Origin of the sequence: Enterobacter sp. CPE_E890 (assembly GCF_046521475.1) — a bacterium.
Taxonomy (GTDB): domain Bacteria; phylum Pseudomonadota; class Gammaproteobacteria; order Enterobacterales; family Enterobacteriaceae; genus Enterobacter; species Enterobacter adelaidei.
The window spans coordinates 816,672-842,975 of record NZ_JBKFZW010000001.1; the positions used below are offsets into that span (position 1 = coordinate 816,672).

Genomic DNA, 26,304 nt, shown 5'->3' on the forward strand with positions numbered 1-26,304 from the left:
GTGGGAGAGGGACGGGGTGAGGGCATCAGGCCGCAGGGTCTCGCTCTCACCTTTTTATTTTCATTCCTCCTACCTCCCACGCTTTTTTTCTGCCTCTCTGCTGCGATAATTACCCTAATGGCTTTGCAGAGGAAAACACTATGGATTACGAATTTCTGCGCGACATCACCGGAGTGGTGAAAGTGCGTATGTCGATGGGCCACGAAGCCGTTGGACACTGGTTTAACGAAGAGGTGAAAGAGAATCTCGCACTTCTTGATGAAGTTGAACAGGCGGCGAATACGGTGAAAGGCAGTGAACGCTCCTGGCAACGTGCCGGACACGAATACACGCTGTGGATGGATGGCGAAGAGGTGATGGTGCGAGCCAACCAGCTTGAATTCTCGGGTGACGAGATGGAAGAGGGGATGAGCTACTACGATGAAGAGAGTCTGTCGCTGTGCGGCGTTGAAGACTTCCTGAAGGTGGTGAATGCATACCGCGAGTTTATGAAACAGAGATAATTTCCCGAAGCATCCTTGCTCCGGGCAACACTTACACGGCCGGAATATTGCGGCCGTAGTAGATTTCGCGCATCTCTTTCCAGAGCAGGTCAGTGATGGCCTTACGCTCTTCTTCGCTCAGATCTTCCGGCTTCGTGTGGAACATGTAGTGCTTAAGGTCGAATTCCTTCAGTAACATCTTGGTATGGAAGATGTTCTCCTGATATACGTTCACGTCCATCATGTCGTACAGCGCCTTCATATCCTCAGACATAAAGTTCTGAATCGAGTTGATCTCGTGGTCAATGAAGTGCTTCATGCCGTTGATATCACGGGTGAAACCGCGCACGCGGTAATCAATGGTGACGATATCGGATTCCAGTTGGTGGATTAAATAGTTCAGCGCGTTCAGCGGGGAGATCACGCCGCAGGTCGACACTTCTATATCGGCGCGGAACGTACACAGCCCACCTTCCGGATGGCTCTCCGGATAGGTATGAACGCAGATATGGCTTTTATCAAGGTGAGCAACAACCACTTCCGGCAGCGGGCCCGGATGTTCGGTTTTGTCGATAAGCTTAGGATCGACGGGTTCTTCGCTCACCAGAATGGTTACGCTGGCACCCTGAGGTTCATAATCCTGTCTGGCGATATTCAGGATGTTTGCCCCGATAATCGAGCAGGTTTCTGACAGGATCTCGGTCAGACGGTTGGCGTTGTAGAGTTCATCGATATAGGCGATGTAACCATCGCGTTCTTCCGCTGTTTTGGCATAGCAGATATCGTAAATACAAAAACTCAGGCTTTTGGTCAGGTTGTTAAAGCCATGTAGTTTAAGCTTTTTCAATTAGCTCACCCCCTTAGTGGATAAGGCGTCCTGAAGATACTGTGGCAGCGCAAACGCTGCGGTATGAACAGCAGGATTGTAATATCGGCACTGAAGACCAGCCTGATGGAAACGGGCCTGGATAATTTCGGTGGAGAGATGGCGCAGCACGTCGTTATCCGTCGCCCAGGCAAAGGTCATGATCCCGCCGTAGTAGGTCGGAATGGCGGCCTGGTAGAAGCTGACGTCGCCAAAGTAGGTGCTCAGTTTGCGATGGCTATCGAGAGCTTCATCCTGCTGCAGGAAGCAGACGCCATTTTGCGCGACAAAGATCCCTCCAGGATTCAGGCAGCGCTTGCAGCCTTCGTAGAAGGAGGAAGTAAACAGCGACGCGCCTGGGCCGATGGGGTCGGTACAGTCTGAGATAATGACATCAAAGGTCTGCGTGGTCTGATTAACGAAGTTAACCCCGTCGTCAATCACCAGATTAAAACGCGGATCGTCATAGCTACCAGCATTGTGGTTGGGCAGGTACTGACGGCAGAAAGAGACCACGCCCGCATCGATCTCCACCATGGTGATGGTTTCAATAGAGCGATGGCGAGAAACTTCACGCAGCATAGCCCCGTCGCCACCGCCGATAATCAGGACATGCTTCGCATGCCCGTGCGCCAGCAGCGGGACGTGGGTCATCATTTCATGATAGATAAACTCATCTCGCTCGGTCGTTTGCACGACGCCGTCCAGCGCCATGACGCGGCCAAAGGCGGCATTCTCGAAGATGATCAGATCCTGGTGATCGGTTTTCTCATGATAGAGCACGTTATCAACGGCAAAGTACTGACCAAACTGGTCATGCAGTGTTTCATGCCACAACGTGTGGTCGGCCATACGCAGACTCCTCCTTTGTTAACATCCGTTACATTCACAAAAAGTGAGCGAAACATGATAGCTAACTCTCACCGTGGTTGCACGGCTACAGGCTCAACAAGGAGCGTCGGGAAGCTTATTTCACGTAGGCGAGCAGGCTGAGTGAATCGCGAGCCAGCGCTTTGCATTTTTTGGCAGTAGGGATACCAATACCGCTCAGGTCACGGTAGCTGTCTTCACCAAGAGATTTCATGTCGAAGCTGTCGTAATTGCTGAGGTCCCATTGGTTCTGCTGAGCAAAAAAGACCAGCGCGCGGCGAATTTGCCCGTTGGGTAAATTCTGGTAGCCACAATCATTTTTCAGGAACACAAAAACCGCCGTCAGATCGGCCATATCTTCCGCTTCATTTTCACTTAGCGCATAGCTGTTCGCACACATTGCCATCAGGCTGGTGAACAAAATTGTCCTGAAAAACGTCTTCATTGCTTCTACCACTGCTTCACGGAAAAATAACGTTAGCATACTTGGTGCCAGTGCGACGATCTTTATTATTACCGCTTTACTTGACCTTCCGGTAAGGGGAGGGTTTATGCTCAAAAGATCGCCGGCTGGAAATAAGGAAATGAACATGCAACGTCGTGATTTTTTAAAATATTCCGTTGCGCTGGGGGTTGCCAGCGCATTACCACTGTGGAGCCGCACGGTTTTCGCGGCTGACAGACCTGCCTTACCCATCCCGGACTTACTGACTGCTGACGCTCGTAGTCGTATCCAGCTTGTTGTTCAGTCCGGTAAAACGGCCTTCGGTGGACACAACGCTACTACGTGGGGTTATAACGGCAATCTGCTTGGTCCAGCGCTTCAGCTACGTAAAGGGAAAGCCGTCACCGTTGATATTCACAACACGCTGGCAGAAGAGACGACGCTGCACTGGCACGGGCTGGAGGTGCCGGGCGAGGTCGACGGCGGTCCGCAAGGGATTATTAAAGCGGGCGGTACGCGCAGCGTTACCTTTACGCCTGACCAGCGCGCCGCGACCTGCTGGTTCCACCCCCATCAGCACGGCAAAACGGGCCATCAGGTGGCAATGGGGTTGGCGGGCCTGGTGCTGATTGAAGATGACGAAAGCCGCCTGCTGCGTCTGCCTAAACAGTGGGGGATCGACGATGTACCGGTGATTGTCCAGGACAAAAAATTCACCGCAGACGGTCAGATTGATTATCAACTGGATGTGATGACCGCGGCGGTAGGCTGGTTTGGTGATACTCTGCTGACCAACGGCGCCATTTATCCGCAGCACGCCGCGCCGAAGGGCTGGCTGCGTTTACGTCTGCTTAACGGGTGCAATGCACGCTCCCTGAACTTTGCTACCAGTGATAATCGTCCTCTGTACGTGGTCGCCAGCGACGGCGGATTGCTACCTGAACCGGTGAAAGCGAGCGAGCTCCCAATGCTGATGGGGGAACGTTTTGAAGTGCTGGTGGATATCAGCGACGGCAAAGTGTTTGACCTGGTCACGTTGCCGGTCAGCCAGATGGGTATGGCGCTTGCGCCCTTTGACAAGCCGCACCCGGTGTTGCGGATCCAGCCACTGCAGGTTACAGCATCGGGCACGCTGCAGGATACGCTGACGTCGCTCCCGGCGTTACCTTCCCTTGAAGGTTTAACCCAACGCAAGCTGCAGCTTTCCATGAACCCGATGCTCGATATGATGGGTATGCAGGCGCTGATGGCGAAATATGGCGATCGGGCGATGGCGGGGATGCACCACGGGCAGATGATGGGGCATATGAATATGGACCACGGCAAAATGGGCGGTATGGGCAACATGAATCATGGTGACCATGGCTTTGACTTCCACAACGCCAACATGATCAACGGCCAGGCGTTCGACATGAACACGCCAATGTTTGCTGCCACAAAAGGGCAGTTTGAGCGTTGGGTGATTTCTGGCGAAGGCGACATGATGCTGCATCCGTTCCATATCCACGGTACCCAGTTCCGCATTCTTTCTGAGAACGGCAAAGCGCCGGATGCGCACCGCGCGGGCTGGAAAGATACCGTCAGGGTTGAAGGAGGGGTCAGCGAGGTGCTGGTGAAATTTGACCATGCCGCGCCGAAAGAGTTTGCCTATATGGCGCACTGTCATCTGCTGGAGCATGAAGATACGGGGATGATGTTGGGGTTCACCGTTTAGATTAGTGCGGCCTGATGCCCTCACCCTGACCCTCTCCCACAGGGAGAGGGAATAAACACAAAAACGGCAACCGAAGTTGCCGTTTTGCATATTACCGTAGGCCGGGTAAGGCGTAGCCGCCATCTGGCTTTTCAGTTACTTACTTTCATCAGGCAGTGCATACGCGACAATATAGTCGCCCATCTTCGTGCCAAACGAACCGTGACCACCCGCAGAGATGACAACGTACTGCTTGCCATTCACTTCATAGGTCATCGGCGTTGCCTGTCCACCGGCTGGCAGACGGCCTTGCCACAGTTTCTCACCGTTGGTCATGTTGTACGCGCGCAGGTAGTTATCTGCGGTTGCCGCGATGAACAGGACGTTACCGGCGGTGGAGATTGGGCCACCCAGCATCGGCATACCCATATTGAACGGCACCGGAACTGGCATCGGGAACGGCATGCTGTCCTGTGGCGTACCAATACGTTTTTTCCACACAATCTGGTTAGTTTTCAGGTCCAGACCGGAGATATAACCCCAGGCAGGCTGTTTACACGGCAGACCAAACGGAGACAGGAACGGGTTCAGCGTCACGCCAAACGGCACGCCATACTGCGGCTGAATGCCGGATTCGGTCCCTGTGCCTTTCGCGTCTTTCGGTGGCTCCATTGGGTTACCTGGGCCACGTGGGATCAGACGGGAAACGAACGGCAGCGCCATCGGGTTGGCAATCGCCACCTGACGGTTCGGGTCAACGGAGATCCCGCCCCATTCGAACATCCCCAGGTTACCCGGGAAGACCAGCGTGCCCTGCTCAGAAGGCGGGGTGAAGATACCTTCGTAGCGCAACTGGTGGAACATCACGCGGCACACCAGCTGGTCAAACATGGTGGCCCCCCACATGTCTGCACCGCTCAGATCTTTCTTCGGACGGAAGCTCAGGTCAGAGAATGGCTGCGTCTTGCTGACGTAATCGCCTTTTGCCGCACCCTGCGGCACTGGTTTTTCTGGCGCAGGCACAACCAGTTTACCGTTGCTGCGATCCAGTACGAAGATGTTGCCGGTTTTCGCCGGAGCGTAAATCACCGGAACGGTTTTACCGTTAACGGTAATGTCCGCCAGTGTCGGCTGGGATGGCATGTCCATATCCCACAGATCGTGGTGAACGGTCTGGTAGCTCCAGGCCAGCTTACCGGTGGTCGCATTCAGCGCCACGATAGCGCTCGCGTAGCGTTCCTGCTCCGGTGTGCGGTTACCGCCCCAGATATCTGGCGTGGTCACACCCATCGGCAGGTAGACCAGGTCCAGCTTCGCGTCATACGCCGCTGGCGCCCAGGAGTTAGGCGAGTTAAAGGTAAAGGTGTGTTCATCCGACGGGATCGCGTTTGGATCTTTCGCGCCCGGGTCGAAGGCCCACAGCAGTTTACCGGTGTTCACATCGAAACCACGGATGACGCCGGAGGTTTCACGCGTGGAGAAGTTATCTGTTACCGAACCAGCAATCACGATGGTTTTATCGGTGATGATCGGCGGAGAGGTTGGCTCATACAGACCCGGAGTCGTATCCGGCATATTGGTCTGCAGATTAAGGATACCTTTGTTGGCAAAGGTTTCGCACAGCTTGCCCGTTTCGGCGTTGATGGCGAACAGGCGGCCATCGTTCACCGGCAGCATAATGCGGCGAGGACAGTCGGCAATGACTTCCGGGCTGGCATTATCGGCACGCGCTTCGTGGTAAGAGACGCCACGGCAGGTGACATGCTGGAATGACGGGTTGGAATTGAGCTGTGGGTCGAAGTGCCATTTCTCTTTACCCGTGGCCGCATCAAGCGCGAACAGACGCTGGTGCGCCGTACACAGATAAAGCATATCGCCCACTTTAATTGGCGTCACTTCGTTGGTCAGTTCGCCCGGATCGTTTGGCATCTTCAGATCGCCAGTACGGAATACCCAGGCTTCTTTCAGGTTTTTAACGTTATCCGCGTTGATCTGCTTCAGCGGGGAGTAGCGTTGACCTTCCTGATTACGACCATACGCAGGCCAGTCACCGTCCGCAACCTGCGAGATAGCCGCAGCAGGCGTGGATTCCGTGTTCAGCGTGCCTTTGATTTCCTGCGGGTCGTTAAAACCGGCCCAGGTCAGGATGCCACCGCTGATTAACAGGGCTACCACCAGCGCTGCAACGGCACCACTGGAAGGTACAATCAGGCGACGCCAGACGAAGGGCAGGATCAGCCAGATACCAAAGAACACGAGGATGTCGCTACGTGGCGTCAGTGCCCAGAAGTCGAACCCGACTTCCCAGACGCCCCAGATCATGGTGGCGAGGAGTAATGCAGCATACAGCCACAGCGCGGATTGTTTTCTACGCAATAGCAGGATGGTTACACCAACCATAACCAAACCTGCAATTGGGTAGTACCAGGAGCCGCCAAGCGCGACCAGCCAGACGCCACCGATTAACAAATACAGCGCGCAGAAAGCTGCGAAGGCCGCTGTTAATGTCACCAGTAGACGCGGCTGTTGAGTTTTTGTTTCAGCCATAGAAAAGTACTCGTCAGTTTTGTTAATTATTTGCTAGCAATTAATTATAGGCATTAACAAATGTGATCGGAATCACAATATTTGCTTTTTACAACTCATACGCCAGGGTTATCCATTTGCTGATATAATGGCTGACTTGCGTATCGATGCCGGAGATTAATTCATCCGCATTGAGAGATTTTCATTAAAATCATATGGTTAGTAATATGAAACATACTGTTGAAGTGATGATCCCGGAAGCCGAGATCAAAGCGCGTATCGCCGAACTGGGTCGTCAAATCACCGAACATTACAAGGACAGCGGCAGCGAAATGGTGCTGGTCGGTCTGTTGCGTGGCTCTTTCATGTTCATGGCAGACCTGTGCCGTGAAGTGCATGTGCCGCATGAGGTCGATTTTATGACCGCCTCCAGCTACGGCAGCGGCATGTCCACAACCCGTGATGTGAAAATCCTGAAAGACCTGGATGAAGATATTCGTGGCAAAGATGTGTTGATCGTTGAGGACATCATCGACTCCGGCAACACGCTGTCTAAAGTGCGCGAGATCCTGAGCCTGCGTGAACCAAAATCTCTGGCGATTTGTACGCTACTGGATAAACCTGACCGCCGTGAAGTGCAGGTGCCGGTTGAGTTCGTGGGTTTCTCGATTCCTGACGAATTCGTCGTCGGTTACGGCATTGACTACGCGCAGCGCTATCGTCATCTGCCGTATGTGGGGAAAGTGGTATTGCTGGACGAGTAATGGTGGGCTGATGCCCTCACCCCGGCCCTCTCCCACAGGGAGAGGGAGAAAATTCCCGGCTTTATTTATGGTTTACATGCTTAAGCTGAAGGTTGGCAATTCCCGAACGGTAACGCTGTTCCAGCGTTTCGCGGTTTGTTGCAGTCACTTCCAGATTGCGCAGCAGGCCATCGTGAATACCGTACGCCCAGCCGTGGACAGAGACCTTCTGCCCGCGCTTCCACGCCGATTGCATAATCGTTGAGTGGCCCAGGTTATAGACCTGCTCCATCACGTTGAGTTCGCAAAGGGTGTCCATGCGACGCTCCTGCGGCATTTCGCCGAGCAGTGAGCTATGTTTGAACCAGATATCGCGGATGTGCAGCAGCCAGTTATCAATGAGCCCCAGTTCCGTGTTTTCAACCGCCGCCTGCACGCCGCCGCAGCCATAGTGACCGCAAATAATGATGTGCTCGACTTCCAGAACGTCAACGGCATACTGAACCACAGAAAGACAGTTGAGGTCGGTATGGATCACCAGGTTGGCGACATTACGGTGAACAAACAGTTCGCCGGGCTCGAGGCCGGTCAGGCGTTCGGCCGGGACGCGGCTGTCGGAACACCCAATCCACAGAAAGCGTGGGTTCTGGGCTTGCGCCAGTTTTCCAAAAAATCCGGGGTCTTCCTCCACTAGCATTTTTGACCATAGTGCATTGTTGCTGATGAGTGTATCTATGTTGTTCATGGAGGTTAGCGACCTGTAACCGAGTTATTGCGTTGCGCTACTATAGGGTAACCCGACTTTTAATGAAACCACACAACGTGTGTAAGAACTGAAGGTAAGTTAAATTCATGGCTATTGCACTGGAGCTTGAGCAGCTTAAAAAAACCTATCCAGGTGGCGTTCAGGCGCTACGCGGGATAGATCTAAAAGTAGAGGCCGGTGATTTTTACGCGCTTCTGGGACCGAACGGCGCGGGGAAATCCACCACGATCGGTATTATCAGCTCGCTGGTTAATAAAACGTCCGGTCGGGTCAGCGTCTTTGGTTATGACCTGCAAAAAGACGTGGTGAACGCCAAGCGCCAGCTGGGGCTGGTTCCGCAGGAGTTCAACTTTAACCCCTTTGAAACCGTACAACAGATTGTAGTGAACCAGGCAGGTTACTACGGCGTTGAGCGCAAAGAGGCGCTTGAGCGCAGCGAAAAGTATCTAAAACAGCTCGATTTGTGGGAAAAGCGTAACGAACGTGCGCGTATGTTGTCCGGTGGGATGAAGCGCCGTTTGATGATTGCGCGTGCGCTGATGCATGAACCAAAACTGTTGATCCTCGATGAGCCCACCGCTGGTGTGGACATCGAACTTCGTCGTTCCATGTGGGGCTTCCTGAAAGATCTTAACGACAAAGGCACCACCATTATTCTGACAACCCATTACCTCGAAGAAGCCGAAATGCTCTGCCGCAACATCGGTATCATTCAGAATGGCGAGCTGGTGGAAAACACCTCGATGAAAGACCTGCTCTCCAAGCTGAAATCAGAAACCTTTATCCTCGACCTGGCGGCGAAAAGCCCGCTGCCAAAACTGGAAGGGTATCAGTATCGTCTGGTGGATACCTCGACGCTGGAAGTGGAAGTGCTGCGTGAGCAGGGGATTAACAGCGTGTTCTCTCAGCTAAGCGCACAGGGTGTTCAGGTCTTAAGTATGCGTAACAAAGCGAACCGACTGGAAGAGCTGTTTGTCTCTCTGGTGCAGGATAAACAAGGAGACAAGGCATGACGCATCTTTACTGGGTCGCGCTGAAAAGTATTTGGGCGAAAGAGATTAACCGCTTTATGCGCATCTGGGTGCAAACCCTGGTGCCGCCGGTGATCACCATGACGCTCTATTTCATCATCTTCGGCAACCTGATTGGCTCCCGAATTGGTGAGATGCACGGTTTTACCTATATGCAGTTTATCGTGCCGGGTCTGATCATGATGGCGGTGATCACTAACGCCTATGCCAACGTGGCGTCGTCATTCTTTAGCGCCAAGTTCCAGCGTAATATTGAAGAGCTGCTGGTCGCGCCTGTGCCAACGCACGTCATTATCGCCGGTTATGTCGGTGGCGGCGTGGCACGTGGCCTCTGCGTGGGGATTCTGGTCACGGCGATTTCGCTGTTCTTTGTGCCGTTCCAGGTCCACTCGTGGCTGTTTGTCGCGCTGACGCTGCTCCTGACGGCGATCCTGTTCTCGCTGGCCGGTCTGCTGAACGCCGTGTTCGCCAAAACGTTTGACGATATTAGCCTGATCCCGACCTTCGTGCTGACGCCACTGACTTATCTGGGTGGGGTATTCTACTCCCTCACGCTGCTGCCTCCGTTCTGGCAGGCACTGTCGCACCTGAACCCGATTGTGTACATGATCAGCGGCTTCCGCTTTGGCTTCCTTGGCATTACCGATGTGCCGCTGTTTACCACGGTGGCGGTGCTGGTGGTGTTTATCCTCTTCTTCTATCTGCTGTGCTGGTATTTGATCCAGCGCGGGCGCGGTCTTCGCAGCTAACGGTCTGCCCGGCGACATTCTGTTTGCCGGGCACTTTCTTTGACAGTTATCACCCAAAGCGAACCTTCACTCCGCTAAACTACTTGCCTGCTAAGGAGAGAGTTATGTTGGGATGGGTGATTACCTGCCACGATGAACGGGCGCAGGACATGCTGGATAAGCTTGAAGCCAAATTTGGCCCGCTGGCGCAATGCCGGGCGGTAAATTACTGGCGTGGATTGAGCACCAACATGCTCAGCCGCATGATGTGCGATGCCCTGCATGAAACCGACACCGGTGATGGCGTGATTTTTTTGACCGATAAATCGGGCGCGGCGCCTTACCGCGCAGCCGCATTGCTGAGCCATAAGCATGATTGCTGTGAGGTGATCTCGGGCATCAGCCTTCCATTACTGAAAATGATGTATCCGCAGCGTGAAACATTAACCAGTGCCGGATTCCGTGACGCTATTGTTGTGCAGGGCGCGCCGGAAGTCAGCAGCTTGTGGCATCAGCAGCAAAAAAATCCACCTTTCGTCCTGCTTCATGACCTGTATAAGAATTAAACGTTGGTATTGATGTCGCTTTTGCTACAATGGCATAAGTATTCCCGCTTCGAATAAGACCCTCATGTTCACGCGTATTGTTTTCCTGTTATTGATGTTCGTGTCTGGCATTTCTTCTGCCAGTTTACTCAGTCAGCAAAGCCTGCCTGCTCAATATATGCAAACCACCGAAGATGCGGCGATCTGGGCGCAGGTGGGGAACAGCGTCATTAATGTTGGCAATGTGCGCGCGGGGCAAATCCTGGCCGTCGTACCTGCGGCGGCGGATTATTACGAATTTCGCTTCGGTTTTGGCACGGGTTTTATCGACAAGGGGCACCTTGAGCCGGTTCAGGGGAAACAGCGCGTTGAGGACAGCCTTGGCGATCTGAATAAACCGCTGAGCAATCAGAACCTCATTACCTGGAAAGACACGCCGATCTATAACGCACCCTCCAGCGGTAGCGCACCGTTCGGGACGTTAAGCGCCAATCTTCGCTACCCTATACTGAACAAGCTTAAGGACCGTCTGAACCAGACCTGGTTCCAGATCCGCATCGGCAACCGTCTGGCATGGGTCAGCAGCCTGGATGCGCAGGAAGACAACGGTATTCCTGTTATTACCTACCACCATATTTTGCGTGATGAAGAGAACACTCGTTTTCGTCATACCTCCACAACCACCAGCGTGCGGGCCTTTAACAACCAGATGACCTGGCTTCGCGACCAGGGCTACACCACCCTGACCATGTACCAGCTGGAAGGGTACGTGCGGAATAAGATGAACCTGCCTGCTAAGGCGGTAGCGATCACCTTCGATGACGGACTGAAGTCCGTGAATCGTTACGCTTACCCAATTCTGAAAGAGTATGGTTTTAAGGCGACGGCGTTTATTATTTCCTCACGCATCAAGCGGCATCCGCAAAAATGGGCACCAAAATTCCTGCAGTTTATGAGCGTGTCGGAGCTGGAGCAGATGCATGACGTGTTCGACTATCAGTCTCACACGCATTTTCTGCACCGCGTTGACGTCAATCATCAGCCCATTTTACTGAGCCGCAGCTACCACAATATTTTGTTTGATTTTAAGCGCTCACGACGGGACCTGGCGCAGTTTAACCCGCACGTGCTTTACCTCTCATATCCGTTTGGTGGCTACGACGAGAAGGCGATAAAAGCGGCGAACGATGCAGGGTTCCACCTGGCAGTGACGACGGTAAGGGGAAAGGTGAAACCGGGAGATAATCCGTTCTTACTGAAACGCCTGTACATCTTAAGAACGGATTCGCTGGAGACGATGTCGCGGCTGATCAGTAATCAGCCGCAGGGATAATGCACTTATTCGTAAGTAATACTGAAGGTGGCCGCCGTCTGGAAATCGCCCGAGTTTACCGCACTACCATCCGGTACAACTTGCGCGGAATAGTTGTAGTTGGTGTTAGCCCCCCAACTATCACGAATATCGCTAACGCTGACTGAACCATCAGGCATCATCTGAACGTTATGATCGGTATTCATGATCTTCACGGCGACGCCTGATGCACTCCCGCCGCTTTTAGCGAGTAGACCCGTAACCGAAGACGGATATCCGCTCACCATTTTGACCGTCAGTCTTGACGCGTAACAATTCTGCGTACTAAAGCTAAAAGGCACTTCTTGTGTACTGTTTTTCTTAATATCACTGACAAAATAGTCGCCCAGGTTGACGTTGTTCGAACCATTCTGCAACTGTATTGAGCAGGTCAAGTCGGGAATGCGAAAGTTCAGCGTGCTGTCCGTCATCGCAAAAGTAATGACGGGTTGTCCTGAAGGTCCAATCCTGAACTGACCAATGGTTCCTGCTAAAGAGTGACCCGTTGAAATGCCTTTTTCAGGTTTAAAATCAGGGGTCCTGAAATATTCTATACGTAATGTCCAGTTAGAATCAGCTCCTTCCCAGGTAAATCCCCCCTGGGAAGGAAATACATTTTCGTTACCCCCTCCGGCAGGATAGTCTAGCTGCAGGGTATCGTGGTTCGAACCACAGTTATCCGCCGAGCTACACCATAATGTCGCGCTATAGACAATCCCTGGTATGCTTGTTTTAAAAAGTGCCTGCCCACCAGGTCCTGTATATTTTGTATCAAGCAGACTGCTGTCAGTGATCACATGAACGGAGTTATCCCAGGGGGATGCACTTTTACATCCAATAGGATTACTACCCCGGAAGGGAATAGTATAATCGTACGTCCCGTTGGCATCTTCTACGAAGTTAATATAACCATCAATGATCCCCATATTCAGATCCGTTGTAACAGGATCGTTTGTAACCGTGTAGATACCTGCGGCACTGGAGTTAATATAACAACTCTGATCCGCCAGAGCTGGCTTTATTATAATCAGCGATAGTAACCCTACTATCGAGAATATTATTTTCTTCATTACATTTCCTTGTAATTTATTCATACATGACGTTAACCAGAACATTGCTGGTAATTCTTCCCGCGGTAATTGGCCCCGTGTTCTGATAACGAGTATAGAAATCGTAATCCGTCAGATAAGCAAAGTTTTTTTGCTGCGAGGTGACATCGTAAACCACATCAGAACTGCCATCTGGTTTTAAAACGTTCTGATGAAAGGTGTCTGAAAAAATGACAAGACCGACATTTTTGGCTCCGTCACCTTCCAGCTCTTTATCGTTAGCAAATACCTGCTTATTGCCCACTGCCAGAGATCCCGATTGTGGTGTAAAGCTAAAATGTAATTTGCTTGCCGCACCACTAGCTATATCATCACAATCAGTCACTTGTACAGAAAACCGCGTTCCGCCTGCATCCTGGGCTGCATTGTATTTATTACTGCCATCGGTATTGAAAAACCAGCTGCGGGCAACCACCGGCAACTGAATCTGGCCGCCGTTCGAGACGTTAATTTTACAGGTATTGGCAACAATATTGGCCCTGATATTAACGTCCATCCATGCCCCATCCGCATGGGATGAGGCTGGGATCAGCAAACCTGAAATAACGGCCAGCAGCAGCCTGTATTTTTTTATAAATAACGGTGTATTTCGCATCGTCAAGCTACCGCCTGTTCTTTATGACTTATTGATAGGTGACCAGAAACGTGACAGGTGAAGTAACCGACCCTGTAGTGACATCAGCAACGGTCTTACCGTCAGCAACCACAACGCGCGAACTCAAATTATACGTTGCTGTACCTGACGAAATAGTCACGGTTTCGGTTTGTGGTGATTTACAGCTCAGCTGGGTACCTGTCGCTGAATCCCCATTCCACAGTTCAAATGCCGTATTGTTATTTGCACCAAAATTCAGGCTGGAGGCGGAGGAACAACTGCCACCTGCACCAGTGGTTGCTCTGATGGCTGCTGAAGACACACCAGCACAACCGGTGAAGGCAATTTTGAATGCCTCTTCACGGGTTTTATTGGCCAGATCGGATTTGAAGACATCACCGAAATTTATTTGAGATACTGGTGAGCCAGAAGCATTCTGTACCTGAGCGCTACAGGTCCCCGCTTCAATGGTGGTGTTGAAGGTTGCTGAAACACTGCTCGTCCCGGTAATGGTCGCAGACGCGGTTGCGGATACTAATCCCAGAACAGAGAGGGCAAAGATCGTAGGTTTAAATTCCATTATAGTTTCTCCGTTTTCTGTCTGGTTATTCGTAATAGAAGTTAAAAGTAGCGACGGCTCTAAACGTACCTGTCGTTGCACTGCCTGCCTGGGTTTCTACCAGTTTGGCGGTTAAAGGTACTTCTTTTGCCGTGATTTCACCCGGGGTCCAGACAATACGTTTGCTGTCATCTGTCGAGTTGATCTCAAAAGGCGTTGTCGGTGCTGAACTACGCGCAATAGACACCCCGACATAACTGGCTCCACCAGACGTCTCACTGTTAGCAATGGCCGTCTTCACTGTTGATGCTGAACCGCTTACGGTTGTTTTCAGTGAAGAGAGACTGGATGGACACTCTGTCAGCACCAGTTTGAAATCGGTTGTCGCTGTACCTGCCGCAATCGTATCAATACGGGTTTTCCCGCTGGTTCCAAGCGTAATAGTGTTGTTTTTACCATCGCCTGTTCCACCACTGATGGCCATATCACAGGTCGTTTCCCGGATATTGGCCGTGAAGGTAACGTCGAGATTATCCGAAGCCTGGGCATAGCCACAGGTAACGGACAAGAGCGTTGCTGCATACATGCAGCGAACAAAATGATTCAAAGTGAACTTCATGAGTGAAAACTCCCTGTTATAAATGAATTACATCCGGCAAAGTTGATGGGTCAAAATCGTGGTCAGCCCCGCCTTCTGTGCATTGGGTTGAATCTGATATTGAACGTGACAGGCGCTTTGTTGCCCGTTACCCCAGACAACCCTGAGTGTGCCTTTATCTTCAATACCGCGAACATAGGCTTGCCCGGCCTGACCCACACTGCCAACGATCTCGCCCTTTTCGTTAAGCACGTCGGCACCGAGAGGAATAAAGCCTTTGTCAGAACGCTGGAGTTCAAGTACTGCCGAACGACCTTCGTTGGTTTCGAAATTCACCAGCACTACAGCACCGCTACGCGGTACCGCAACCGTACTGGTATTTTTCACTTCAACGTCGGCACTCATGGTGCTGGTGTCGAGGCCGATACGGTTTTCGCGGTAGGCGGAAAGATAAGGCATGATGGCGTAGCCGGAATTGCCGATTTCACCGTCACCGTTATTCAGACGTGCCCCTTTTGCTCCACTGGCTTTAATCAGTGCCAGCGAGTCCGTATCACTGATGCTGCCTGGTGCCAGCGTGATCCCGCCGGAATGCAGCAGCATCCCGCCGCTATAACTGGCAGAATATTGTTGCTGATTGTCATCGTTAGCAGATGCCGACATACTCAGCGGGCCGTATGGGCTGTTATAACTGCCATAGCCGCTGATCTGATTGAGCGTATTATCATCCGTTCGGTTATTACTGGTCGTCACGCTGTAGTTGAAACGATTGTCCTCGGTATTGCCGCTCGCAGTGGTATTGAGGCTCGTGCTTCCGTTGAAATCAGAGTTCAGACCCACGTTAACGCTGTTGAAACCAGCAGGGTGTTTACCCGTACCAAACAGCGCATCGAATGGCAGGCTGACGTTGAGGTAAACGCTGTCTTCCTGTTCACCAAATTCATCATAAGTACGCTGCAAGGAGACGCTGTAACTGCCATAGGTAAAGGCGTTGCTATAACCCACGGTATAGTTAGAGCTTGAACGGCTGCCATCCCAGTAATCCTGCCAGCTACCGTTGACGTACATCGAACCATAATCCACTTTGCCAGAGCGTAGCGGCTGGCTGATGTTGACCTGAATTTGGTTTTTCATACGCTGGAAGGTGCTATACACATCCTCGCTGTTACTGCCGGGTTTCAGTTGCTGATCGCGATACTTCACGCGATCGGCCAGTGAGGCCGCATCGTGCAAGCTGAGGTAGTCTTCCGTGGAGAAGCGGTAGGCTGCCACGTTTAATGACGTATCCGTTGCCGAGAGCATCTTACTGAAGGAGAGTCGATAACTCTGGCCTGTCAGCGTACGAAGCCCGTCGATATCTGCGCTGGAGTGGGTAACATCCAGTGCAAATGCACCGATCTCAGTGTTCATGGCAAGACCTGCGAGGCCCGCGTAAAAACCGGTGTCCATATATTGCAGGCCGGTATACCCGGTAAAGGTATTGTTCAGCCCGTAATAGAGGGTGGCATAAGCCACTTTTGGTGAGTCATGCAATGAATCGTCATGCAACTCGCCGGCACCAACATCCCAACGTGCGAAGCCCGGACGTAACATTTGAGTCACGGATGAATACGGGACCGAGAAAGAGCGCTTGCTGCCATCGGCTTCCTCGATAGTCACCAGCAGGTCGTTGCCATAGCCCGTGGTGCTGAGATCGGAAATCTCAAATGCACCCGGTGGCACGGTTGTTTCATAAATCTTGTTCCCGCTTTGTGTTACAGAGACACGGGCGTTGCTGTTAGCAACACCGCGGATGACAGGCGCATAGCTGGAAAGCCCGTTCGGCAGCATACGATCGTCATTATAAAGACGTAAACCGCGCAGGCCGATCGAGTCAAATGCGTCACCACGCGTATAAGAGTCGCCAATCAACATCTGAGCTTTAAGCGGCGTGATATCTCTCTGCAGATAAATATCCTGGTTTGAGTAATCGCTGCCGTTTTTTTCATTCCAGTTCAGACTCCCGCGCGAACGGAAACGCCACGGGCCTAAATTGGCACCGTAACGTAAGCCTGCATAGGCGCTGTCACTGTTGCTGCCCGTACCTTCACTGTGCCAGGCGTTGAGGTCGTAGGACGCCATTGCGACAGGAATACCCTCTTCCCAGAGTGAAGGGTCGACATATCCCCGAGGAAGTTTAAGCACGTACAGCTGGGGAACGGTTAGATCCAGTTCTTGTGTTGAAGTATTAAAGTTGACCGTCGCACCACGGAACGCTTTCGTGATATCAATACACGTTGCCGCATCGCTAGAATCTGTTTTTTCGAGCGATTCAGTATTAATACCGACCTGTCTCAGCGTTGTTAACGTCATACACGGCGTAGCACGCGGTGTGCCGTTATCTTTAAACTCGACTTCGGTAGTTATTTTTGCTTTGCCATTAACATTTATTTTGGTCTGATATTTCCCCGGTAAAATAGGGTTACCTTGCGAAAAACGACCCACGTCGATTTTATTACCCGTGTTAAATAAAAACTGGTCGTTAAACTCGACATCATCCGCTGCGGAATTGACAGTGGATTTAATATCATCCGCGATAGCATTCAGAGGTATTGCCGCACTAATAGAAAGGCACAGAAATGAACGTCGAAAAAACATTATTATCCCGATCCGTGTGTTGCCGATAACGTGTTCGGCATAGCCATGTAATATGATTATTATTAGTTAAGCGCTGCTTCTTGTTCTTGCATTCCACCAAAGTCATTAATAGATGCATAATTAACTTTGCCGTTGCTAATGCCAGTCAGCCCTTTCACTTTCATTGTTTCGCTGGAGAACGGTTTCACAGAACTACTCTCCACTTCATATTTTTTGCCATTAACGGTCAGAGAAGCAGAGGCAATGGAAACGTTGTATGCAGAATCATTCTTCGCAACCAGCACAACATCGTTAGCAACTTTTTTCTGCGACCAGATCAGGTGCTTTGCAGATTCATCGGGTGAACCTTTGAGTCCTGTTGGGCGGAAAAAGAGTTTGATACGCGTGCGGAAAGCCAGTTGCAGCATATTCTGATCGCCATTGTTTTTGGCTTTGGGTGGTACTTCCAGCACGTTAAACCAGAACAGTGATTCACGGTCTTTGGGTAATGACTGGCCGAGTGAGGTAATACGGATAGACTGGCCTTTTTGCGCTTCTACGCGAGTTACCGGCGGTGTAATGACAAACGGTAATTTAAGCTCCTGAGGGTCGGTCGTGTCGCGGCCATCATCCAGCCATGACTGAACGAGTAAAGGGTGTGAGCCTCTGTTTTCCAGATTCACCACAACATCTTTTGCTTTTTCAGGGTAGATAATACGGGTTCCGGAGATAACAATATCAGCGTGGGCATGACATGCCATTATGCTGGTCAGCACAAAAGAGAGTGCTTTCATTCCTTTGATCATTTTTGCATTAAGCTGTCGCATATCCACTCCAGGATAATTGAGATAAACAAGCGCCCACGGCTAAGCGGGCGCATTATTAAATAAATAATCGGCGATTATTCGTAGCTCATGGTGAAGTAAGCGTTAGCAGAGACTTTACCCGCAGTGACTGGGTTAGTGTCTTTCACCCATGCAGAACCTGGAACGTAAGCCACACGGTAGTACAGTTTGCCGGAGCCATTGGTCACTGATGCAACCTGCGTGTTATTGTCAGGCTGACCAACCATAATACGATCGGTATTGCTGGTGGAGTTGTTATACATCGCCAGGCTTACGTTGGTTGCTGAACCTGCAACGTTAGAGTCTGGATCAACGGTACCGTTAGCCACGGAACCCATGTTTTTAGACATGAAGTTTGCGGAAGCTTTAGATACAGTTCCTGGGCAGTTTGTCAGCAGCAGTTCGAAGTTTTTCGCGCCAACACCTTTATCGATAGTGGTGCTTTCAACGTCGGATTTTTTAACGACTGGCAGTGCGATAGTGATGTTGTTAGTACCTTCACCATTGTTGGTGGTAATAGTACAGGTGGTATCGGTAACTGCGCCGTCAAATGTGATCAGGCCAAGATCGGTAGCAGCGAAAGATGAAGAGGAACCCAGTGCCAGAACTACGGTAGCAGCTGCCATGCTAATTTTTTTCAGTGACATAACAATATCCATGTAAAAGATTAAAAAGCCAAACATTGTTTTTGGCGGACGGATAATAGAGTGCACACTAAAAAAAGTAATTTTAAATTTACTTAAAATGGGCTTTAGCTATTCTGTTTTTTCAAATAAACCAGTTGGTTAATAGTGGTATTGTGAAAAGATTAAATAAAATCTTAAAAAAATGGAAAGGACTGGCGGAATATTTCTTTTTGAAGAACAATATTTCTTGGTGATAATTATATCTGCCGGCCCGAATTATTTATCTGGCGATATAATTCGGGCCTTTTTATCAGGCAACCTGAACAGGAATTGCCTTTGCGGTGCGTTTCATGTCGTTGTCGCCTTCGAAGTAGGCCACTTTCGGCTGCCAGCGGCGCGCTTCTTCGTCGGACATCATGACGAAGCTGGCGATGATTACGATGTCACCCACGTCAGCGCAGTGTGCTGCCGCGCCGTTGACGGAGATAATTTTTGAGCCGCGCTCGGCGGCAATCGCGTAGGTAGAGAAGCGTTTGCCGTTGTTCACGTTCCAGATATCAATCGCTTCATTTTCAAGGATGCCAGCTGCGTCCAGAAAATCCTGGTCGATTGCGCAGGAGCCTTCATAGTGCAGGTCGGCCTGGGTGACTTTCACTCGGTGAAGCTTACCTTGCAGCATTTTGCGAATCATTACGTTTACCTTTAATCGTCCGGGTAGAGAAAACTACGCCAGCTCAACCACTTTATTGTCAATAAGGCGGGCCTGGCCGAGCCATGCCGCCACCAGGATCACCGCACGTTTGCTGGTCTCTGCAAGCTCCAGCAGCGTATCGGCATCGCGAATTTGAACGTCGTCAGCGCGGAAACCTTTTTCGTTCAGCGCTTGTTCGGCCAGGGCGATAATCTCTTCTGCACTTAATTCTTTAGCCAGAAGTTGCTCAGCCATGGTATTCATGACCTTGCTTAAGCCCGGCGCGATTTTGCGCTGATCGGCCGTCAGATAGCCGTTACGGGAGCTGAGCGCCAGCCCGTCTTTGGCACGCACAATTGGCACGCCGACGATCTCGATATCGTAACCCATATCGGCAACCATCTTGCGGATCAATGCCAGTTGCTGGAAATCCTTCTCGCCGAAGCAGGCAACGTCTGGCTGCACCAGATTGAACAGTTTGCTGACGATGGTGGACACACCACGGAAATGACCCGGACGGCTCGCGCCTTCCAGCATGGTGGAAATGCCCGGAACGTCAACGTAAGTTGCTTCGTCGGTACCCTGAGGGTAGACATCGGCGGGAGCTGGGGAGAAGACAATATCCGCATGGCGTTTTTTGAGCTTCTCGCAATCTTCCTGCAGGGTGCGCGGGTAGCGTGCCAGGTCGTCGGCGCGGTCAAACTGCATTGGGTTAACGAAGATACTGACCACCACGATGTCTGCCCGGGCTCTCGCCTCATCGACCAGCTTCATATGGCCGTCATGCAGGTTGCCCATGGTCGGGACCAGTGCGATGCGTTTACCTTCCTGACGTGCACGACGGATGTGCTGGCGCAGCAGCGGCAGGGTTTCAATGATTAGCACAACGAGACTCCTTAATGGAAACTGTGTTCTTCGCCCGGGTAAACGCCGGACTCAACCTCGGCAATATACTGCCTGACCGCAGCGCGCATGTCGCCCGCTTCCGTGAGGAAATTTTTGGCAAATTTCGGGATATGTCCGCCAGTAATGCCAAAAGCGTCGTGCATCACCAGGATCTGGCCATCCGTCACGTTACCTGCGCCAATACCTATCACCGGAATCGACAGCGCGTCAGTGATGCGTTTTGCCAGCTCAACCGGAACGCACTCCAGCACCAGCAGTTGTGCGCCTGCGGCTTCAAGGGCGAGGGCATCATCGAACAGCGTTTGTGCGGCATCGCCACGGCCCTGCACTTTATAACCGCCAAAGATGTTCACGGATTGCGGCGTCAGGCCCAAATGACCGCACACCGGCACGGCGCGCTCGGTGAGCATTTTCACCGTATCAACGAGCCAGGCGCCACCTTCGATTTTGACCATGTTGGCCCCGGCACGCATCACGACTGCTGCATTTTCAAAGGCTTGCTCTGGCGTGGCGTAGGCCATAAACGGCAGGTCGGAAAGTAGCAGGCAGGCTGGCGCACCACGGCGCACGGCACGGGTATGGTAAGCAATATCCTCAACCGTAACCGGCAGGGTGGAATCATGTCCTTGTACCGTCATCCCTAACGAATCTCCGACCAACATGACGTTGATACCCTCTTCGGCAAAGAGTTTGGCGAAGCTGTAGTCATACGCGGTGATGGTGGCGAAGCGTTTTTTTTCCTGTTTGCATTTCTGCAGTAAGGAGATGGTGGTTGGTTTCATACTGTTTCCTGATAGCCCAAAAGCGAATCTTTGCGCATTTTAACAGTAACATTCGGGGGAACAATGATTTTAGCTAACCGATTAACGGCAAATATTTCAGGGTTAATCGGTAAGATGCAGGATTACCAGCGAGCGGGTCTTCCCGCCTTGAGAGTGTCCAGAATGGCTTTCAGCGAGATACCATCCGGAAAGGTGAGGTCGGGTGCAACTTCGAACAGCGGCCAGAGCATAAAACCCCGGTTTTTCATGTCGTAGTGCGGAACAGTGAGGCGGTCGGTGTTTATGATCTCATGACCAAACAACATAATATCGAGATCGAGAGTGCGCGGCCCCCAGCGTTCGGCTTTGCGTACGCGACCCTGCTGCAGTTCGATGCGCTGAGTATTATCCAGCAGCGTTTCGGCATCCAGAGTGGTCTCCAGCACAACGGCGGCATTGAGATAATCTGGCTGATCCTGCGGGCCCAACGGTGGGGTACGGTAAAACGAAGAGACGGCCAGGATCCGGCTTTGCGGAATTTCGCCCAACGCCTGTACGGCAGCGTTAACCTGCTCCAGCGGAGAGGCTAAATTGCTGCCGATGGCGATATACGCGAGGGTCATGAAGCACCTTCACGACGCGGCGCGCGTTTGCGCGGACGACGATGACGGCGACGTGGTTCCGGCTCTTCATCCAGCCCGGTGAGCATATCTTTCTGTTCAGGCGGGGCGGAAACCTGGAACTCGGCCCACCACTGCGCCAGACGCTGCAGCTCCTGATTCCTTTCAATTTCAGCCCGCAGTGACAGCAGATCGAATGCCGCGCGGAACTTAGGATGCTCCATCAACTTCCAGGCACGTTTGCCCTGACGACGGGACATGCGCAGCTGAAGCTGCCAGATATCACGCACCAGCGTGGTAATACGTTTCGGGATCGCCAGCGTACGGCACCCTTCGTCCAGCACGTCGTTCGCAGCCAGTGCGAAGGCATCGTAATAGGCGAGACCGCTCTCCTGAGTGATTCTTTGAGCCGTTTCCAGCAGTGGATACCAGAACATCGCCGCAAACAGAAACGCCGGATTCACGCGCATATCGTTGCGAATACGGGTATCGGTATTTTTCAGCACCTGCGCAATCATGCGCTCCATCGGGCTGTCACCGCTTTCGGTGAAGTAGCGGGTAATGGTCGGGAACAGCGGCTGGAACAGGTTGTATTCGCGCAGCAGATTATAAGTTTCAAAGCCGTGGCCGGCCTGCAGCAGTTTCAGGGCTTCCTCAAACAGACGGGCAGGGGGCACGTCGTTGATCAGCGTCGCCAGACGGGGAATAGGCTCTGCCGTTTCCGGGCTGATGCGCATATTCAGCTTGGCGGCGAAACGCACGGCGCGCAGCATACGCACGGGATCTTCACGATAGCGCGTTTCCGGCGTGCCAATCAGACGAATCAGACCTTCTTTCAGGTCCTGCATACCGCCGACGTAATCACGCACGGTGAAATCCGCCACGCTGTAGTAAAGGCTATTGATCGTGAAGTCACGACGCTGGGCATCTTCCTCGATAGAACCGAAGATATTATCGCGCAGCAGCATACCGTTCTGGCCGCGCTGCGACGTGGTGCGATCCGATGCGCCCGCTTCGTGGTGGCCGCGGAAGGTCGCCACTTCGATGATCTCCGGTCCAAACATCACGTGAGCCAGACGGAAACGGCGGCCAACAAGACGGCAGTTACGGAATAATTTACGCACCTGCTCAGGCGTGGCGCTGGTCGTCACGTCGAAATCTTTTGGCTTTTTGCCCAGCAGTAAATCACGCACTCCACCGCCCACGAGATAGGCCTCGTAGCCCGCTTTATTCAGACGATAGAGCACCTTGAGGGCATTTTCACTGATATCTTTGCGGGAAATATTGTGCTGCTCACGCGGAATAACCGACATGTGTGGCTGTGCAATAGCATCATTCGCCATGCTCTCTTCGCGGCTTAGCACTTTACGGCAAAAATTAGCGACTCGGGTAAAAATGGTACACCTCGTAGTGTGTTTTGTTATGAAAAAAGCGGCTAATCATAGCTCAGCGCAACGCATTTGAGAATGCTGGATTTTTTGCACCGCCGTGAGCGTCCAGTGGGCGATCGCCATTTTCAGCAGTTCGTCAATACGCAGATCCTGCCATTCGTTGGTTACATTCTGGTTGAGAAATCGCAGCGCGTCGATCAAAACCGGGCGTGGATCGCCGTGTGGCAGGGCTGGCGCATGGTTTTGCTTCGACAGCTTACAGCCATGTTCATTGACTGCCAGCGGCAGATGAATGTAATCCGGCGCTTTCCAGCCAAACTGGTGATAGAGCGATATTTGCCGCACGGTAGGTTCAACAAGATCTGCGCCACGAACGATTTCCGTGACGCCCTGGAAATGGTCATCCACGACAACGGCCAGGTTGTAGGCGAACAGACCGTCACGGCGGTGGATAATAAAATCTTCACATGCCAGACGTTCATCGGCATGGATCTTGCCGGAGAGTAAATCGTTAAAGTGTGTCACCGGGGAGCGCTGCTTGATGCGCACGGCGGCATTTTCCGGGGGAAGATTAAGCGTACGACAATGACCGTCATAAACCCCTCCCACGCTCTGGATGCGTGCGCGGGTACAGGTGCAGTTATAGGAAAGCCCCTGAGCGCGAAGCCAGGCCAGACGTTCCCGATACGCGTCGTGACGTTTTGATTGCCAGAGAACGTCGTCGTCCCAGTGAAGACCGTAATGTTCCAGCTGACGCAGAATGGTGTCTGCTGCACCGGGAACTTCACGCGGAGGGTCAATATCTTCAATGCGAACAAGCCATTTGCCCTGGCTGGCACGAGCCTGCAGGTAGCTGCCGAGCGCGGCAATTAATGAGCCGAAGTGTAATTCACCGGAAGGAGATGGCGCGAAGCGCCCAATATAGTGTGATTCAGACATATCAACAGTAACAAGGCGGGAGTGACTCCCGCCTTTGGAGTGTATAAACAGCGCTGGTATTAACCGGCCATCTGTTTTTCGCGGATTTCAGCCAGTGTTTTACAGTCGATGCACAGGTCGGCGGTTGGACGCGCTTCCAGGCGACGAATACCGATTTCAACACCACAGGATTCGCAGTAGCCAAAATCTTCGTCTTCGACTTTTTTCAGCGTTTTTTCGATCTTTTTGATCAGTTTGCGTTCGCGGTCACGGTTACGCAGTTCGAGGCTGAACTCTTCTTCCTGAGCGGCACGGTCGACCGGATCCGGGAAGTTAGCAGCTTCATCCTGCATATGAGTAACGGTGCGATCGACTTCATCCCTGAGTTGATTACGCCATGCTTCAAGAATACGCTTGAAGTGCGACAGCTGGGCTTCGTTCATATACTCTTCGCCCGGTTTCTCTTGATACGGCTCCACCCCAGCGATGGCGAGAATACTCAGGGACGATGTTTTACGGTTTTGCCCTTCTTGCATGTTGCTTCTCCTTAACACGCACTATCGATCCCCGTGTCGGGGGAAAAATCAGGTCGCTATAAATAGCAGATGCTTTTCCGGATGGCAATTATCTAAACGTAACACTTGACAAGCCTGTGAGGAAAAGCGTATTTGCGCACGCGGCCAGAACACTTAATCATCAATCGTCTAATCCCTTATAAGACAATGGGAAGAGAGGATCTCAGAGTCATATTATCGGCAGAAAGTTCCGCTTTATAAGCCAAAACCTCTACCCCCTGCTTTTGTGCCTCATTCAACAATTGCGCGTATTTAGGATCAATATGGCGGGCAGGAGAGAATCGTTCAATGGCTGAATGCAACACCGCAAACAGCAATACGGCGCGTTTGCCCGCCGCCGCAACACACATTAGCTCTCGCAGATGCTTCTGCCCGCGTAGCGTTACCGCATCCGGGAAGTAGCCATTTTCCTGTTCCGCTAACGTCACTGATTTTACTTCAATATAGCACTCAGGCCTGTCTTGCGCCTGTAACATGAAGTCAATTCTGCTGCCTTCATCGCCATATTTCACTTCACTTTTATGCGTGTCATAACCCACCAGTTCGGGAAGGGCATTATTCATTAGCGCTTCTTTAACCAGTTGATTGGCGCGCAGGGTGTTAACACAAATAAATGCCCCGCTTTGTGTTTCGGTCATTTCCCAGGTATGGGCATATTTGCGTTTCATATTCTCTGATGTGGAATACCAGACCCGGTCACCCGGTGTCGCACACCCCGTCATAGCACCGGTATTGGGGCAGTGCAGGGTGAGCTGTGTTCCTTCAGGCGTGACTACGTCTGCGAGGAAGCGTTTGTAGCGTTGAATCAGCGTGGCGTGCTGCAGGGGAGGGCTAAACTTCATCAGGCGTCCTTAACGGTATTGCCCAGCGTCCAGCGCTGTAGCGGCGTGTAGCGGGTGCGTCCTTGTGCAAAGACGGATTCATAAAGTGCGAATTCATTAACCGGAAAGGCCCAGTGAAAACCTGGTGGTGGGATGGCAACGGCCTGACCTGCATCGCGCAGCAACGTGATATGCGGATGAAAAGGCTGCGGGCTCTGGTAACAGCCGCTGCGTGCCGCCTGGGCGCGCAGCATATTTGCAAGCTGTAATATCCCACGAGGTGGCTGGCGCGTACCCAGCCAGACCACCCGCGAGCGCAACCACTGCCCGGCATCATCAAGGTGTAGCGTAAACCCCGGTTGAGAGATCCGTCCGGCCATTGTTGCCAGGGCCCGCTGTTTATCGGCGCTCACATTACCCAGAAAGGCCAGCGTCAGGTGCAGGTTAGCCGCGGCAACAGGGCGACCCGCTTCCGGCGGGAAGTGCTCAGCGCGCCAGCGAACAATTTGCCGCTGTATTGGGGCGGGTAATTCAATAGCAAAAAACAGCCGTTTCGACTCAGACATACGGGGGACTCGGTAATGATATGCGCCGATGCTACAATGTACGCCGACTAATGTTAACCCTC

General features: G+C 52.1%; 28 protein-coding genes. 7 read left to right on the plus strand and 21 right to left on the minus strand.

Annotation, left to right across the window (positions count from 1 at the left end; genetic code table 11):
• Nucleotides 1–140: 140 nt before the first annotated feature.
• On the plus strand, nt 141–503 hold the full coding sequence (gene yacL, locus ACLHV9_RS03925; RefSeq protein ID WP_028016710.1) for a protein YacL: 363 nt from the start codon (nt 141–143) through the stop codon (nt 501–503).
• 31 nt (nt 504–534) lie between these two features.
• Here yacL and speD read toward each other — a convergent pair whose 3' ends face one another.
• The 3 genes from speD to ACLHV9_RS03940 form a co-directional block, all read right to left on the minus strand.
• Complete coding sequence (gene speD, locus ACLHV9_RS03930; RefSeq protein WP_028016711.1) at nt 535–1,329, minus strand: adenosylmethionine decarboxylase; 795 nt, start codon at nt 1,327–1,329, stop codon at nt 535–537.
• Nucleotides 1,330–2,199, minus strand: a complete 870-nt coding sequence (speE, locus tag ACLHV9_RS03935) for a polyamine aminopropyltransferase (protein WP_028016712.1) — start codon at nt 2,197–2,199, stop codon at nt 1,330–1,332.
• A 115-nt stretch (nt 2,200–2,314) separates the two neighbouring features.
• Complete coding sequence (locus tag ACLHV9_RS03940; RefSeq protein WP_028016713.1) at nt 2,315–2,662, minus strand: YacC family pilotin-like protein; 348 nt, start codon at nt 2,660–2,662, stop codon at nt 2,315–2,317.
• Nucleotides 2,663–2,807: 145 nt separating this feature from the next.
• Here ACLHV9_RS03940 and cueO point away from each other — a divergent pair, with 145 nt between their 5' ends.
• Nucleotides 2,808–4,376 carry a multicopper oxidase CueO gene (gene cueO, locus ACLHV9_RS03945; RefSeq protein ID WP_407220182.1) on the plus strand — a complete coding sequence of 523 codons (1,569 nt, stop codon included), beginning with the start codon at nt 2,808–2,810 and terminating at the stop codon, nt 4,374–4,376.
• 135 nt (nt 4,377–4,511) lie between these two features.
• Here the strand turns inward: cueO and ACLHV9_RS03950 are convergent, their stop codons facing one another.
• Nucleotides 4,512–6,902, minus strand: coding sequence for a glucose/quinate/shikimate family membrane-bound PQQ-dependent dehydrogenase (locus tag ACLHV9_RS03950; protein ID WP_407220183.1), 2,391 nt, complete (start codon nt 6,900–6,902; stop codon nt 4,512–4,514).
• A 206-nt stretch (nt 6,903–7,108) separates the two neighbouring features.
• Here ACLHV9_RS03950 and hpt point away from each other — a divergent pair, with 206 nt between their 5' ends.
• Nucleotides 7,109–7,645, plus strand: coding sequence for a hypoxanthine phosphoribosyltransferase (gene hpt, locus ACLHV9_RS03955; protein WP_008501948.1), 537 nt, complete (start codon nt 7,109–7,111; stop codon nt 7,643–7,645).
• A gap of 61 nt (nt 7,646–7,706) precedes the next feature.
• Here the strand turns inward: hpt and can are convergent, their stop codons facing one another.
• Nucleotides 7,707–8,369: a carbonate dehydratase gene (can, locus tag ACLHV9_RS03960; RefSeq protein ID WP_028016716.1), complete on the minus strand. Its 663-nt coding sequence runs from the start codon at nt 8,367–8,369 to the stop codon at nt 7,707–7,709.
• A gap of 107 nt (nt 8,370–8,476) precedes the next feature.
• Between can and ACLHV9_RS03965 the strand changes: the two genes are divergently transcribed.
• From ACLHV9_RS03965 to ACLHV9_RS03980, 4 genes are all read left to right on the plus strand, one after another.
• Entirely contained in the window at nt 8,477–9,403 is a 927-nt protein-coding gene (locus tag ACLHV9_RS03965) for an ABC transporter ATP-binding protein (protein ID WP_028016717.1), read from the plus strand.
• Entirely contained in the window at nt 9,400–10,170 is a 771-nt protein-coding gene (locus ACLHV9_RS03970; protein WP_028016718.1) for an ABC transporter permease, read from the plus strand. The genes ACLHV9_RS03965 and ACLHV9_RS03970 overlap by 4 nt, the downstream gene beginning before the upstream one ends.
• Before the next feature lie 104 nt (nt 10,171–10,274).
• The gene (locus tag ACLHV9_RS03975; RefSeq protein ID WP_028016719.1) at nt 10,275–10,715 is read left to right on the plus strand and encodes a PTS sugar transporter subunit IIA; all 441 of its coding nucleotides are present in this window, start codon (nt 10,275–10,277) and stop codon (nt 10,713–10,715) included.
• 64 nt (nt 10,716–10,779) lie between these two features.
• Nucleotides 10,780–12,027 (plus strand): polysaccharide deacetylase family protein, encoded by a 1,248-nt coding sequence (locus tag ACLHV9_RS03980; protein ID WP_028016720.1) that lies wholly within the window; start codon nt 10,780–10,782, stop codon nt 12,025–12,027.
• Nucleotides 12,028–12,032: 5 nt separating this feature from the next.
• Here ACLHV9_RS03980 and ACLHV9_RS03985 read toward each other — a convergent pair whose 3' ends face one another.
• The 16 genes from ACLHV9_RS03985 to thpR all read right to left on the minus strand — a co-directional run bounded on the left by ACLHV9_RS03985 (nt 12,033) and on the right by thpR (nt 26,242).
• A complete protein-coding gene (locus ACLHV9_RS03985; RefSeq protein WP_407220184.1) occupies nt 12,033–13,115 on the minus strand; it encodes a fimbrial protein in 1,083 nt (360 codons plus the stop codon).
• A 16-nt stretch (nt 13,116–13,131) separates the two neighbouring features.
• Nucleotides 13,132–13,749, minus strand: a complete 618-nt coding sequence (locus tag ACLHV9_RS03990) for a fimbrial-like protein (protein ID WP_407220185.1) — start codon at nt 13,747–13,749, stop codon at nt 13,132–13,134.
• A gap of 28 nt (nt 13,750–13,777) precedes the next feature.
• Nucleotides 13,778–14,329: a fimbrial protein gene (locus ACLHV9_RS03995; RefSeq protein WP_407220186.1), complete on the minus strand. Its 552-nt coding sequence runs from the start codon at nt 14,327–14,329 to the stop codon at nt 13,778–13,780.
• Nucleotides 14,330–14,354: 25 nt separating this feature from the next.
• Nucleotides 14,355–14,927, minus strand: coding sequence for a fimbrial protein (locus ACLHV9_RS04000; RefSeq protein ID WP_407220187.1), 573 nt, complete (start codon nt 14,925–14,927; stop codon nt 14,355–14,357).
• A gap of 27 nt (nt 14,928–14,954) precedes the next feature.
• A complete protein-coding gene (locus ACLHV9_RS04005; protein ID WP_407220188.1) occupies nt 14,955–17,543 on the minus strand; it encodes an outer membrane usher protein in 2,589 nt (862 codons plus the stop codon).
• Between the two features lie 62 nt (nt 17,544–17,605).
• Nucleotides 17,606–18,349, minus strand: coding sequence for a fimbrial chaperone (locus tag ACLHV9_RS04010; RefSeq protein WP_080282792.1), 744 nt, complete (start codon nt 18,347–18,349; stop codon nt 17,606–17,608).
• Nucleotides 18,350–18,423: 74 nt separating this feature from the next.
• Nucleotides 18,424–19,014 (minus strand): fimbrial protein, encoded by a 591-nt coding sequence (locus tag ACLHV9_RS04015; RefSeq protein WP_407220189.1) that lies wholly within the window; start codon nt 19,012–19,014, stop codon nt 18,424–18,426.
• 289 nt (nt 19,015–19,303) lie between these two features.
• A complete protein-coding gene (gene panD, locus ACLHV9_RS04020) occupies nt 19,304–19,684 on the minus strand; it encodes an aspartate 1-decarboxylase (RefSeq protein ID WP_006810068.1) in 381 nt (126 codons plus the stop codon).
• A gap of 33 nt (nt 19,685–19,717) precedes the next feature.
• The gene (gene panC, locus ACLHV9_RS04025; protein WP_028018323.1) at nt 19,718–20,569 is read right to left on the minus strand and encodes a pantoate--beta-alanine ligase; all 852 of its coding nucleotides are present in this window, start codon (nt 20,567–20,569) and stop codon (nt 19,718–19,720) included.
• Between the two features lie 11 nt (nt 20,570–20,580).
• Nucleotides 20,581–21,372: a 3-methyl-2-oxobutanoate hydroxymethyltransferase gene (panB, locus tag ACLHV9_RS04030; RefSeq protein ID WP_049005295.1), complete on the minus strand. Its 792-nt coding sequence runs from the start codon at nt 21,370–21,372 to the stop codon at nt 20,581–20,583.
• A 122-nt stretch (nt 21,373–21,494) separates the two neighbouring features.
• Nucleotides 21,495–21,974, minus strand: coding sequence for a 2-amino-4-hydroxy-6-hydroxymethyldihydropteridine diphosphokinase (gene folK, locus ACLHV9_RS04035; protein WP_407220190.1), 480 nt, complete (start codon nt 21,972–21,974; stop codon nt 21,495–21,497).
• On the minus strand, nt 21,971–23,368 hold the full coding sequence (gene pcnB, locus ACLHV9_RS04040; protein ID WP_028018320.1) for a polynucleotide adenylyltransferase PcnB: 1,398 nt from the start codon (nt 23,366–23,368) through the stop codon (nt 21,971–21,973). The genes folK and pcnB overlap by 4 nt, the downstream gene beginning before the upstream one ends.
• A gap of 42 nt (nt 23,369–23,410) precedes the next feature.
• Nucleotides 23,411–24,301, minus strand: a complete 891-nt coding sequence (gene gluQRS / locus ACLHV9_RS04045; protein WP_028018319.1) for a tRNA glutamyl-Q(34) synthetase GluQRS — start codon at nt 24,299–24,301, stop codon at nt 23,411–23,413.
• A gap of 59 nt (nt 24,302–24,360) precedes the next feature.
• Complete coding sequence (gene dksA / locus ACLHV9_RS04050; protein ID WP_001155232.1) at nt 24,361–24,816, minus strand: RNA polymerase-binding protein DksA; 456 nt, start codon at nt 24,814–24,816, stop codon at nt 24,361–24,363.
• Between the two features lie 176 nt (nt 24,817–24,992).
• The gene (gene sfsA / locus ACLHV9_RS04055; RefSeq protein WP_129323910.1) at nt 24,993–25,697 is read right to left on the minus strand and encodes a DNA/RNA nuclease SfsA; all 705 of its coding nucleotides are present in this window, start codon (nt 25,695–25,697) and stop codon (nt 24,993–24,995) included.
• Nucleotides 25,697–26,242 carry an RNA 2',3'-cyclic phosphodiesterase gene (gene thpR / locus ACLHV9_RS04060; protein WP_407220191.1) on the minus strand — a complete coding sequence of 182 codons (546 nt, stop codon included), beginning with the start codon at nt 26,240–26,242 and terminating at the stop codon, nt 25,697–25,699. Before thpR ends, sfsA begins: the two co-directional genes overlap by 1 nt.
• Nucleotides 26,243–26,304 lie beyond the last annotated feature (62 nt).